A 12,425-nucleotide genomic window follows, 5' to 3' on the forward strand; every position below is an offset into this window, starting at 1 on the left:
AAACGTTCGGGAGTTGACCATGCAGCGAACCAAGCCTCCGTTCCGCGCCGACGAGGTCGGCAGCCTGTTGCGGCCGCCGAAGATCAAGGAGGCGCGCGCCAGGCTGGAGAAGGGCGAGATCTCGGCCGACGAGCTGCGCAAGGTCGAGGACATGGAGATCGAGAAGGTCGTGCACAAGCAGGCCTCGGTCGGCCTGAAGCTTGCGACCGATGGTGAGTTCCGCCGCTCCTGGTGGCACTTCGATTTCCTCAGCCATCTGACCGGCTGCGAGCTGTTCCACCCCGACATGGGCATCCAGTTCGCGGGCGTGCAGACCCGGCACGACGCCATCAGGGTGATCGGCAAGCTCGACTTCTCCGATCAGCACCCGATGCTCGATCACTTCAGGTTCCTGAAGAAATATGCCGACCAGGCCCATGTCACGCCGAAGATGACGATTCCGTCGCCGGCCGTGCTGCATTTCCGTGGCGGCCGCAAGCTGATCTCGAAGGAGGTCTATCCCGACCTCGAGGAGTTCTTCCAGGATCTCGGCAAGACCTATCGCAAGGCGGTGAAGGCGTTCTACGACGCCGGCTGCCGCTATTTGCAATTCGACGACACGGTGTGGGCCTATCTGTGCTCGCAGGAGGAGTTGCAGAAAGCGCGCGAGCGCGGCGACAACCCCGATGGCCTGCAGGAGATCTATGCCCGCGTCATCAATTACGCGATCGCCGATCGTCCGGCCGACATGGTGATCACGACGCATGTCTGCCGGGGCAATTTCCGCTCGACCTGGATTTCCTCGGGCGGTTACGAGCCGGTCGCCGAGACCATGCTGGCCGGCACGAATTACGACGGCTACTTCCTCGAATATGATTCCGACCGCGCCGGCGGCTTCGAGCCGCTGCGCTTCCTGCCCAAGGGCAACAAGGTCGTGGTGGTCGGCGTCATCACCTCGAAGTTCGGCGAGCTCGAGAAGAAGGACGACATCAAGCGGCGGTTGGAGGAAGCATCCAAGTTCGCCCCGATCGAGCAGCTTGCCGTGTCCCCGCAATGCGGCTTTGCATCCACCGAGGAGGGCAACATCCTCTCCGAGGAAGAGCAGTGGGCCAAGCTGCGGCTCGCCGTCGAAGTCGCGAACGAGGTGTGGGGGAAGTAAGACCGCCTCCGTCGTCATTGCGAGCGAGAGCGAAGCAATCCATCTGCCCAGAGGGACAGAATGGATTGCTTCGTCGCTTCGCTCCTCGCAATGACGTATGTCTTATCACTGCTCCGCGAGATAGACCTCGCCGAGCAGCGAGGAATTCGACCACGGCACCTGCTTGCCCTTGGTCGTGGCAACGACCTCGGCGCGGACCCGCGTCAGCATCTGCTGCACCTCTAGCCCGGGCGTACCGACATGACGCGACAGTGCCGCGGAGAACGGGCTGTTGGCGCCTTCGCCATCGAGCGCGACTTGGCCCGGCGCGGTCGCAAACGCGATCAGCGTGCCGGCGCCGAGCGTCGAGCCTGATCCGAGCGAGGTGGGCGCGGCGAGGCCGGAGCCCGCTTCGATGCCGCGGCTCGGGCCTGCGGAGGCCACCTGCGGCGCCATCGGATTGTTGCGGCAGGCATCGAGGATGAGGATGTTGGTGCGGATCTGGTCGTCGAGGCCGGCCATGATCGTATCCATATCGACCATCGCGTCGGTCATGCGCTCGCCCGCCTTGAACTCGATATCAACAGGCACGAGGTAGTTGCGGCCGTCGATCTGCACGCCATGGCCGGCGTAATAGACCACCGCAATCTGCGACCGCGCCGCCTCGCGCAGGAAATCGTGAATGGTCGTCTGCATCGCGCCGCGATCGAGATCGAGACCCTCCGAGACGGTGAAGCCGATGTCGCGCAGGCTCCTGGCGATGGCGCGGGCGTCGTTCGGCGGATTGGGCAGCGCCTTCACATGCGCATAGGCGCCGTTGCCGATTACCAGCGCGACGCGCCGGCCGGTTGCTGCGGCCTGCACGCGTGCCGCGGGGGCGGCCGGTGTTGCTGCGGCGGGCGCCGGTGGTGCAGGAGCAGGGCTGCTCTCGGCAGCGGGCGCCGCCGCGGTTTTGCGCGGTGTGGCGTCGGCCTCCTCGAGCAGCGCGAGCCGCACCCTCGCGGTAGCCTGGTTGGCCTTGCTGCCGGCGTCGGAGGCGACGCCCTCGAGCACCGAGGCGTAATCTTCCTTGGCGTGCGCAGCATCGCCTTTCGCTTCATAGGCGAGGCCGCGCTGGGTATAGGCCGAGATCAGCACGCTGCCCGGCGGCGTCATGATGTTGGCGGGCGCTTTCGCCTTCGCGAGCCGGATCGCTTCCGTCGTGTCCGCGATCGCGCGCGCGATGTCGCCCTTGGCGCGCCAGATCACGGCGCGGCTGATCAGCGGCTGCGGCAGCGACGGGTCGATCCTGACGACCTCGTTGATGTCGGCGAGCGCGCCGTCGAGATCGCCGAGCGCCTGCTTCGACGCACCGCGGTTCTGATAGGAGAAGGCCGACTTCGGACCGGCCTTGATCGCGGCGTCGTAATCGGAGATCGCCTTGGCGTAGTCGCCCTTGCCGCGATAGGCGTTGCCGCGGTTGTGAAAGATGATGCCGCTCGGCGGCCCCATGCGCAGCGCGTCGTTGAAGTCGGCGATCGCGATGTCGTACTCGCCTTTGTCGTAATAGGCCGAGCCGCGCAAATTGTAGACGGCGGTGCTGGGCTTCAGACGCAGCGCCTCGGTGGCGTCAGCGATCACCTGCGCGTAGTTGCCTTTCTTGTTCCAGCCGACCGCGCGCCAGAAATGGATCGTCGCGAGCTTCTCGCCGGAAAACACCTTCAGCGCGATGATCTTGGTGCAGGCGTCGATCATCTGATCGGCGGGTGTGGTGTCGGTCGTGCAGAGCGGGCCGAGCTGCGAACGCGTCTGGGCGAGGCAGGGCGCCGACCACAGGATGGCGGCAAGCAGGCAGGGGATCAGGAGCAGGCGGCGCATCGGTCATCCAGGGGGTGCGGGGCGGTCCAAGAGCGGGGCCAGGGGGAAATCCATGACTGTTTGGTGATCGGGCCGCAGAGGGGGTTCAACCGGTGGGAAAATGATGGTAAGACGCCGCTGCACACAACTTCTGCCCACTTTTGTCCCACTCGCCGCCGCCCACCTTGGCACCATGAAGAACGACGAAATCCTCAGCCAGATCACGGATTTCTGCCGCCGCTCCGACATGGCGGAGACGACGTTCGGCCGCCGGGCCGTCAACGACGGCAAGCTGGTGCACCGGCTGCGTGAAGGCAAGCGCATCACCATCGACACGCTCGATCGTATCAACGGCTTCATCGCGACCTCGACGCCAGGCGGGGTGGCGCCGCCCCGCGGCCTTGTGGTTCCGCCGGAAAAGCGCGATCCGAGGGGTAATTTCCGCTTTTTCGAGAATCGCCAGCGCTATCTGCTGTTCGTGCACACCTGCAGCGAGAAGCGGGTGATTGCCGACCGGGTGGCGCTGGAACTGGCCGCCATCCACCCGCGGCCGCCGGCGCTGCGGGTGTTCGATGCCGGGATGGGCGACGGCACCGTGCTGGCGCGGGTCCTGCGCGCAATGCATGGCCGCTTCCCACATATGCCGTTCTACGTCGCCGGCAAGGAACTGAGCCTGGAGGACGTCCGCCTCACCCTCGACAAGGTCCCCGACCGCCTGTTCGAGCACCCAGCCAGCGTCTTCGTGTTCACCAACATGTATTACGCCGAGGCGCCCTGGCTGACGCCGAAGAACTCCGCGGCGGCTGCCAGCATGATCTGGCATGAAGTGGCGCTGCGCGGAGCCTCCTCGGGTGACTTCGAGGCCCAGATCGCCGAGCTCGGTCCATTCCTGGAGCAGAACTGGCGAGCGAACCTCAGCCCCGGCAATGCGATGCCGATCTATGAGCGGCCGGTGGCGCTGGTGCTCTACCGCGACGATCACCGCTTCCTGCTCGATTCCATCATTCCGCGGGCGGGCCGGACGGAAGCCAATTTCGATCTCGTGATCGCCTCGCAGCCTTACCGCGCCAAATCCTCGGTGAACTTCCGCGCCAAGCGGATCATCGCGCCGCTGGCCCGCGCGCTGCGCGGCGGTGGACGGCTGATAGGAATCCACTCCCACGGAAGCGATCCCGGGCTTGAAATCATTCAAGCCGTCTGGCCTGGAGAAAATCCTTTCGCCGTCAGCCGTCATGAGATACTGCGCGCGGTGAAATACGAGTTGGGGTCGGCCGGGCGTGAGTTGAACTTCAACGCCTACGCCGATAACCGCTCGATCTTCCGATATGATATGGAAGCGCTGCCCAATGAGGTGACCGGTGCGATCGGAACCTCGACGGCCTTTGCAGCGTGGAATGCGGCGGTGTATGTCGCGCAGATCGAAGATGAGCGGTTGATCGAAACGACCGAAAACGGACGAGCTCTCGAGGCCACGCGCGAAGTTCTCCGCAAACACAACGGGCTGTGGTTCTACGACGAATCCTACGTCATCTCGCGGCGACGAGACTGACATTCCGGGGACATATTCACCAACCAACGTCGGAATTCGACGAAACAAGGGGTTTGCTTGATGCGCGCGTCTTATCTCTTCACCAGCGAGTCGGTCTCGGAAGGCCATCCGGACAAGGTCTGCGACCGTATCTCGGATGAGATCGTCGATCTGTTCTACCGCGAGGGACCGAAAGCGGGCATCGACCCGTGGCAGATCCGTGCGGCGTGCGAAACGCTCGCGACCACCAACAAGGTGGTGATCGCCGGCGAAACGCGCGGGCCCAGCTCGGTCACCAACGACCAAATCGAGAGCGTGGTTCGCGGTGCGATCAAGGACATCGGCTACGAGCAGGACGGCTTCCACTGGAAGACCTGCGACATCGAGATCCTGCTGCATCCGCAGTCGGCCGACATCGCGCAGGGCGTCGATGCGCTGCAGCCGGGCGAGGTCAAGGAAGAGGGGGCCGGCGACCAGGGCATCATGTTCGGTTACGCCACCAACGAGACGCCGGACCTGATGCCGGCGCCGATCTTCTACGCCCACAAGATCCTGCGGCTGATCTCCGAGGCGCGCCACTCCGGCAAGGAAAAGGTGCTCGGTCCGGACTCCAAGAGCCAGGTCACCGTGCAGTATGAGAACGGCAAGCCGGTCGGCGTCCGCGAGATCGTGGTGTCGCACCAGCACCTGGTCGAGGACCTCACCTCGAGCCAGATCCGCGACATCGTCGAGCCCTATGTGCGCGAGGCGCTGCCGAAGGAATGGATCAACGGCAAGACGATCTGGCACATCAATCCGACCGGCAAGTTCTTCATCGGCGGTCCCGATGGTGACTCCGGCCTGACCGGCCGCAAGATCATCGTCGACACATACGGTGGTGCGGCTCCGCATGGCGGCGGCGCATTCTCCGGCAAGGATCCGACCAAGGTCGACCGCTCGGCGGCCTATGCCGCGCGCTACGTCGCCAAGAACATCGTCGCGGCCGGTCTCGCCGATCGCTGCACGCTGCAGCTCGCCTACGCGATCGGCGTGGCGCGTCCGCTGTCGATCTATATCGACACCCACGGCACCGGTAAGGTGTCGGAGGATCAGCTCGAGAAGGCGGCAGCGAAGGCGATGGATCTGACGCCGCGCGGCATCCGCACCCATCTCGATCTCAACCGCCCGATCTACGCGCGCACCTCGGCCTACGGTCATTTCGGCCGCACGCCCGACAATGAGGGCGGCTTCTCCTGGGAGAAGACCGATCTCGTCGAGCAGCTCAAGCGCGCGCTCTGACACTTGCGTCATTCCGGGGCGCTCGCCTGAGCGAGCGAACCCGGAATCTCCTTCCATCAATTCCAGATTCCGGGTTCGCCTCTTCGAGGCGCCCGGAATGACCAGTTCAACAACAGGACGCTCAAATGAACGCCCCCACGAAGCCCGGCTTCACCGACTACATCGTCAAGGACATTGCGCTCGCCGATTTCGGCCGCAAGGAAATCTCGCTCGCCGAGACCGAGATGCCGGGCCTGATGGCCACCCGCGAGGAGTATGGCCCCAAGCAGCCGTTGAAGGGCGCACGCATCGCGGGCTCCCTGCACATGACGATCCAGACCGCGGTGCTGATCGAGACGCTGGCTGCGCTCGGCGCCGACATCCGCTGGGTCTCCTGCAACATCTACTCGACGCAGGATCACGCCGCCGCCGCGATCGCCGCCGCCGGCATTCCGGTGTTCGCCGTGAAGGGCGAGACGCTGACCGAGTACTGGGACTACACCGCAAAGCTGTTCGACTGGCACGGCGGCGGCACGCCGAACATGATCCTCGATGACGGCGGCGACGCCACCATGCTGGTGCATGCTGGCTATCGCGCCGAGCAGGGCGACACCGCGTTCCTCGACAAGCCGGGGTCCGAGGAAGAGGAGATCTTCTACGCGCTGGTCAAGCGCCTCCTGAAGGAGAAGCCGAAGGGCTGGTTCGCCGAGATCGCCAAGAACATCAGGGGCGTCTCGGAAGAGACCACCACGGGCGTGCATCGCCTGTACGAGATGGCCAACAAGGGCACGCTGCTGTTCCCGGCGATCAACGTCAACGACAGCGTCACCAAGTCGAAGTTCGACAACCTCTATGGCTGCCGCGAGTCGCTGGTCGACGGCATCCGCCGCGGCACCGACGTGATGCTGTCGGGCAAGGTCGCGATGGTCGCGGGCTTCGGCGACGTCGGCAAGGGCTCGGCCGCTTCGCTGCGCCAGGCCGGCTGCCGCGTCATGGTCTCCGAGGTCGATCCGATCTGCGCGTTGCAGGCGGCGATGGAAGGCTATGAGGTCGTGACGATGGAAGACGCGGCGCCGCGCGCCGACATCTTCGTCACCGCCACCGGCAACAAGGACATCATCACCATCGAGCACATGCGCGCGATGAAGGATCGCGCCATCGTCTGCAACATCGGCCACTTCGACAACGAGATCCAGATCGCGAGCCTCCGCAATCTGAAGTGGACCAACATCAAGCCGCAGGTCGACGAGATCGAATTTCCCGACAAGCACCGCATCATCATGCTGTCGGAAGGCCGCCTCGTGAACCTCGGCAACGCGATGGGCCACCCGTCCTTCGTGATGTCGGCCTCGTTCACCAACCAGACGCTGGCGCAGATCGAGTTGTTCGCCAACAACAAGGACGGCAAGTACGCCAAGAAGGTCTACGTGCTGCCGAAGACGCTCGACGAGAAGGTCGCCCGCTTGCACCTCGCCAAGATCGGCGTCAAGCTGACCGAGCTGCGCAAGGACCAGGCCGATTACATCGGCGTGAAGCAGGAAGGTCCGTACAAGTCGGATCACTACCGCTACTGATCCGCGGTCTCTGCGCTCGATCAAGCGAGAAGCCCCGGCATTGTCCGGGGCTTTTTGCTGTAGCGTCGCACCGCGGATTCACCGCTCCCTGCCGGCTTCCTTCGCGGCCTGCAGCACCGGCGATAGCAGGTATTCGATCACGCGGCGGTCGCCGGTCTTGATCTCGGCCGAGACGCGCATGCCGGAGCGGATTGCTTCGTGGTGGCCGTCGACCAGGATCCAGTCCCGCAGCAGCGTCACCCGGGCGGGATAGGCAAGCTCGGCCGGCTGGGCGCCTGCGATCCCGGCCATCGGATTCTGCGCTGCCGCCGCGGTGCTGGCGCCGGCATTGGATGCGGTGGCGGCGTCACGGCCGAGTTTGCGCACCCGGCCGGGTACCAGACCATAGCGTGAGAAGGGGAAGGCTTCGAGCTTGATCTCGACATCCTGTCCCTCGCTGACAAAGCCGATATCCTTGTTCAGCACCAGGCAATCGATCTCAATGCCGGCACCGTCGGGAACGATGGTCATCAACGTATCCGCGGTGGTGACCACCGCACCTGACGTGTGGATCTTCAGCCCCTGGACGGTGCCGTCGACCGGTGCCACCAAATGCCGATAGCTCTCCTTCTGCCGCGCCTTGGTGATGTCCTGGTCGAATTGCGAAATCTTCGTCAGGGCCTTGGTAAGGCGGTCGGTGCTGTCGGCCATGTAGCCGGCTTCGCTCTCGGCGAGCTTGGCCTGGATTGAGCTGCGTTCGGCCCGAATCTGATCGATGTTGCGTTCGGCAATCTTGAGATCGGCGTGCTTCTCGACGATCTGCTGCTCGCTGTCGAGCACCGGCGGCCGGGTGCCGTTGCCCTTTTCGTAGAGAGCCTTCGCTGTCTTGTTCTTTTCCTCCAGCAACGGAAGGATCAGCTTGGCACGCTCGATCTGCGCGTCGTTGGATTCAAGCGCCACGTCCTTCTGCGCGATCTCAGCCGTGAAACCTGCAACGATCGCGCGATGCTTTTCGATTTCCCGCCGGGCCTGGCTGTGGCTCTGCTCAACCAGCGCGGGGGCGGCGCCAGCGGGGCCGTGAAACGATCCTTCGGGATCGCGACCGAGCAGCGCGCGTGCCACTTCGGCATCGAGCTCCGCTTGGGTGCGATTGTAGATCAGCGCTTCCAGATCTGCATGCACCTCGGTCGGATCCAGATCGACCAGCGCCTGGCCGGCTTTGACATGATCGCCCTCATCGACGTGAATGGCGCGGATCATCGCGGTTTCGAGCGGCTGCACCACCTTGACCTGTCCAAGCGGCACGACCTTGCCGTCGGCCACCGCAACCATGTCGATGCGTGCCAGCGCGGCCCAGATCAACGCTGCGGCGAGCAGGCCGCACAGCGCCGTCGCCGTGAAGCGCAGCGTCGGCGACAACGGCGTTTCGATCAGCTCGATCGTGGCGGGAAGAAACTGACGCTCCACGGCATTGAGCCGCGGGGCGGCCGGGACCAGGCGCGGCGGCGCCGGACGAGGCGGCGTCGGCTTCGGCGAGGCATCGACGGGACGAAGCGGCATCGGCTGTACCATGACGTTCACCCCGCTGCCTGACGGACGAGATTGGCGTAAAGGCCGTTGTGATGCACCAGCACATCGTGGGTGCCTGCTTCGGCGAGTTGCCCGCGCTCTATCACCAGGATGCGGTCAGCCGCGCGCACGGTGGAAAGCCGGTGCGCCACGATCAGCACGGTGCGGCCCCGGCAGATCGCACGCATGTTGTTCTGGATGATCCGCTCGCTCTCATAATCGAGCGCCGAGGTGGCCTCGTCGAGAATCAGGATGCGTGGATTGGTGACCAGCGCGCGGGCGATCGCAATGCGCTGGCGCTGGCCGCCGGAGAGATTGGCGCCGCGCTCTTCGACGATGGTGTCGTAGCCGTGCGGCAGTTCGCAAATGAACTCGTGCGCGCCCGCCAGCAGCGCAGCTTGCATGACACGCTCAAGCGGCATCGAGGGCTCGACGAGCGCGATATTGTCGCGGATCGAACGGTTGAACAGCACGTTCTCCTGCAACACCACGCCGATCTGGCGTCGCAGCCAGGCCGGATCGAGCAGCGCGGTGTCGAAGCCGTCGACGATGACGCGGCCGCGCTCGGGCGTGTAGAGCCGCTGCAGCAGTTTCGTCAGTGTCGACTTGCCGGATCCGGAGCGGCCGACAATGCCGACCACCTCGCCAGCGCCGATCTCGAACGAGAGGTCGCGCAGCACCTCCGGGTTGTCCGCCTGATAGCGGAACGCGATGTTCTCGAACCGCAAATGTCCCTTGATGGCCGGCAGGTTCTGCCTGGAGCTGACGTTCGGCTCGGTCGGCGTATCGATGATGTCGGCGAGCCGTTCGATCGACAGACGGAACTGTTGGAAGTCCTGCCACAGCTGCGCGAGCCGCAACACCGGCGCGCTGATCTGGCCTGCCAGCATGTTGAAGGCGACGAACTCGCCGATGGTGAGCTGATTGCCGATCACGGCCTGAGCGCCGAACCACAGGATCGCGGCGCTCGTCACCTTGTTCACAAGGCCGACCAGCTGCGAGCCGGCAGCGCCCATCGTCACCACCCGGAGCGAGGATCCGATGTAGGCGGCAAGCTGCTCGTCCCATCGCCGCCGCATTTGCGGTTCGACTGCGCAGGCCTTCAGCGTCTGAATGCCGGCGAGGCTCTCAACCAGCAGCGACTGATTTGCGGCGCCGCGCTGGAATTTCTCCTGCACCCGTGCCTTCAGAACCGGCGTGATGACCAGCGATATCAAGACGTAGAACGGGATCGATGTCACGACCACGAGCGTCAGGGAGACGCTGTACCAGAACATCACCGCCAGAAACAGCAGGCTGAACGCGACGTCGACCACCAGGGTGAGCGCGGAGGAGGTGACGAACTGCCGGACGTTCTCCAGTTCCCGCACCCGCGCCACGGTCTGGCCGGTGGCTCTGCTTTCGAAATAACTGATCGGCAGCGCAACGAGATGGCGGAACAGCTGCGAGCCGAGAATGGCATCCATGCGGCTCGTGGTGTGGGCAAAGGCGTAGGTGCGCAGCCAGTTCAACAGCGCGTCGGCGACGTTGATGACCAGCAGGCCGATGATCAGCACGTTGAGCGTGGTGAGTCCACGGTGCACCAGGACCTTGTCGATCACGACCTGGAAGAACAGCGGCGAGGCCAGCGCGACGAGCTGGATGAACACCGAAATCACCAGCACCTCGGTGAGAATCCTGGAAAAGCGTTTGATCACCGGAATGAACCAGCGCAGCCCAAAGCGCGTGACTTCGCCGGGAAGCTGGTCGCGTTTGGCGAACAGCACGATCTCGCCGGTCCATTTCTGCTCCAGTTCGTCCATGGTCCAGCGGACAGGCGGCCCGCCACCTAGCCCGACCATGATGTCGGCCTCGGCCCATCGTCCGATCACAAAGAAGGTGCCGTCCTGGCAACGTGCGATCACCGGCAGCGACAGCGCCTTGAGGCGCTCGACGGAAGCGGGGACGGCCTGCGCCTTCAGCCCGACGCCGCGCGCGATACGCACGAGATCGTCACACTCAGCGGTACGGCCATCGGATATGTACTCACGCCGCGCCCGATCGATGTCGAACGCTTCGCCCAACATGGCCAGCACCAGCCCAAGACTGCCGAGACCTGTATCAGCCGGCGTCGCTGGCACGGCTGCAATTTGCTGGCTACCGATCATGTGGGTGCCCTCTGCAATAATTGTCGCGGCTCAATATTTCGGCCGCATAACTTCCATGGATGTCCGCTGCGATCGCGGTCGCGCCGGACTTCAATATTGAAATATTCAATTGGTACGCAGGTTTCGCGCGAGGTTCAACGGAACCGTGCAGGTAACGAGAAATTCCAGAGTATGATCATCATATTCTGCCGAAGCGACAGCGTTCCAGCGCTTGAAGGCGTCTGGCGGCGCCGTGCCTTTTCCGCATCTACGCTACTGCTTTGCTACGCCAACTTATGTGATCGAGAACACAATTGCGGCCTCGACTGCGTTGCTCTCAAAACACGGACCGATGCGGTGGATTGCAGCCGGACGGCGTCCGGCTGCAATCCGCTCCGTTCAAATGGCTCGAACTCGTGCCGCAAAACCTACGACACGGGGAACACGTGCCCACTCTCGATCGAGCCGCCTTCGACGACGCTCCAGCCGGCGTAGCTGCCGGTGAGCATATTGCTGGCATAGAGCACGCCGGCGTTGGCCGTATCGGGCGTGCCGACATCCCAGTAGAGCAGGTCGATCTGCCCGCCCGCCGTCATCGCCGTTGCTTCCAAACCTTGCGGATTGCCGGTGCCGTTCTGGTAGTTGTACCCCGTACTTGCGGAGTCCGAATTGACGTCTCCGATCGCCGGACTACCAACGCCGCCAGCGGCCAGGAAGCTCGTCTGGACGTTGAGGCCGCCAATGAAGGTACCGCCCAACCCGATAACATCGAGCTGGCCGCTCGCCGTTTGGGTATCGATGACGTCGGCATTCAGGCCAGGGCTGCTGATTCCAGCCCATGCCGGCGTGTTCAGATTCCAGGTTGAAATACCGACGGCGGTCGGCAGTCCAGCGCTTCCGGCGACCAGGCTGCTGCCCGTCAGGGCTCCGGTCGTGGTATCGAACTTCAACATGTCGATCTCGCCGTCGGCGAGCTGCGAGCCAAACTCGCCGGTGTCCGACGAATAGCCGAAGAGGCGCGGCAGGGCTGTCGTGCTCATCGCGGAGGACATCAGCGCGCCGTTGGCTCCGATCCCGAGAAAGTCGACGAAGCCCGTCTTGTCGTTTTGTATGACCAGCGTGCTCGTGTTGTTGGCGACGACCTTCCAATCCGCGCCGATTCCGTAGTCCTGCGCAACGGACGCCACCAGCGTCGAGCCTTCGTATTTCAGGTAATCGACGACACCGGTGGTGTTGTTCTGGATGACAACATTGTTTTGCAAAGGTGTTGGCATAAATGGCATCACACTTCTCCTTGTTGGCCCGAAAAGGACCATTTCGAAAACGAACAATGATTGTTGCGGCCGGGCCCGATCACAATGACCAAGCTTCAACGAAAAATACGTCACGAGATTCGACCGTAAGGTTCATTCATTGAGATCGGGAACTCGCGGGGCCAT

At 63.8% G+C, this 12,425-nt stretch carries 8 protein-coding genes; 4 read left to right on the top strand and 4 right to left on the bottom strand.

Annotation, left to right across the window (positions count from 1 at the left end):
* Positions 1–19 precede the first annotated feature (19 nt).
* A complete protein-coding gene (locus H8A92_RS18930) occupies positions 20–1,138 on the top strand; it encodes a cobalamin-independent methionine synthase II family protein (protein ID WP_229197163.1) in 1,119 nt (372 codons plus the stop codon).
* Positions 1,139–1,243: 105 nt separating this feature from the next.
* On the opposite strand, the gene H8A92_RS18935 is transcribed toward H8A92_RS18930, so the two are convergent.
* Positions 1,244–2,974, bottom strand: coding sequence for a caspase family protein (locus tag H8A92_RS18935; RefSeq protein ID WP_229197164.1), 1,731 nt, complete (start codon positions 2,972–2,974; stop codon positions 1,244–1,246).
* A gap of 172 nt (positions 2,975–3,146) precedes the next feature.
* Here H8A92_RS18935 and H8A92_RS18940 point away from each other — a divergent pair, with 172 nt between their 5' ends.
* The 3 genes from H8A92_RS18940 (at position 3,147) to ahcY (ending at position 7,312) form a co-directional block, all read left to right on the top strand.
* On the top strand, positions 3,147–4,502 hold the full coding sequence (locus H8A92_RS18940; protein WP_229197165.1) for a hypothetical protein: 1,356 nt from the start codon (positions 3,147–3,149) through the stop codon (positions 4,500–4,502).
* A 60-nt stretch (positions 4,503–4,562) separates the two neighbouring features.
* Positions 4,563–5,759, top strand: a complete 1,197-nt coding sequence (gene metK / locus H8A92_RS18945) for a methionine adenosyltransferase (protein WP_229184325.1) — start codon at positions 4,563–4,565, stop codon at positions 5,757–5,759.
* Between the two features lie 125 nt (positions 5,760–5,884).
* Positions 5,885–7,312 (top strand): adenosylhomocysteinase, encoded by a 1,428-nt coding sequence (ahcY, locus tag H8A92_RS18950; protein ID WP_229197166.1) that lies wholly within the window; start codon positions 5,885–5,887, stop codon positions 7,310–7,312.
* 78 nt (positions 7,313–7,390) lie between these two features.
* Here the strand turns inward: ahcY and H8A92_RS18955 are convergent, their stop codons facing one another.
* From H8A92_RS18955 to H8A92_RS18965, 3 genes are all read right to left on the bottom strand, one after another.
* The gene (locus H8A92_RS18955; RefSeq protein WP_229197167.1) at positions 7,391–8,851 is read right to left on the bottom strand and encodes an HlyD family type I secretion periplasmic adaptor subunit; all 1,461 of its coding nucleotides are present in this window, start codon (positions 8,849–8,851) and stop codon (positions 7,391–7,393) included.
* A gap of 17 nt (positions 8,852–8,868) precedes the next feature.
* A complete protein-coding gene (locus tag H8A92_RS18960; protein WP_274613406.1) occupies positions 8,869–11,007 on the bottom strand; it encodes a type I secretion system permease/ATPase in 2,139 nt (712 codons plus the stop codon).
* A 407-nt stretch (positions 11,008–11,414) separates the two neighbouring features.
* Positions 11,415–12,374: a hypothetical protein gene (locus H8A92_RS18965; protein WP_229197169.1), complete on the bottom strand. Its 960-nt coding sequence runs from the start codon at positions 12,372–12,374 to the stop codon at positions 11,415–11,417.
* Between the last annotated feature and the right edge of the window lie 51 nt (positions 12,375–12,425).

This window comes from Bradyrhizobium acaciae (assembly GCF_020889785.1).
Taxonomy (GTDB): Bacteria; Pseudomonadota; Alphaproteobacteria; order Rhizobiales; family Xanthobacteraceae; genus Bradyrhizobium; species Bradyrhizobium acaciae.

What these genes read in the sequence shown, in the direction of transcription:
- H8A92_RS18930 (WP_229197163.1), top strand. Translation starts at nt 20, where the DNA reads ATGCAGCGAACCAAGCCTCCGTTCCGCGCCGACGAGGTCGGCAGCCTG.
- H8A92_RS18935 (WP_229197164.1), bottom strand. Translation starts at nt 2,974, where the DNA reads ATGCGCCGCCTGCTCCTGATCCCCTGCCTGCTTGCCGCCATCCTGTGG.
- H8A92_RS18940 (WP_229197165.1), top strand. Translation starts at nt 3,147, where the DNA reads ATGAAGAACGACGAAATCCTCAGCCAGATCACGGATTTCTGCCGCCGC.
- metK (WP_229184325.1), top strand. Translation starts at nt 4,563, where the DNA reads ATGCGCGCGTCTTATCTCTTCACCAGCGAGTCGGTCTCGGAAGGCCAT.
- ahcY (WP_229197166.1), top strand. Translation starts at nt 5,885, where the DNA reads ATGAACGCCCCCACGAAGCCCGGCTTCACCGACTACATCGTCAAGGAC.
- H8A92_RS18955 (WP_229197167.1), bottom strand. Translation starts at nt 8,851, where the DNA reads ATGCCGCTTCGTCCCGTCGATGCCTCGCCGAAGCCGACGCCGCCTCGT.
- H8A92_RS18960 (WP_274613406.1), bottom strand. Translation starts at nt 11,007, where the DNA reads ATGATCGGTAGCCAGCAAATTGCAGCCGTGCCAGCGACGCCGGCTGAT.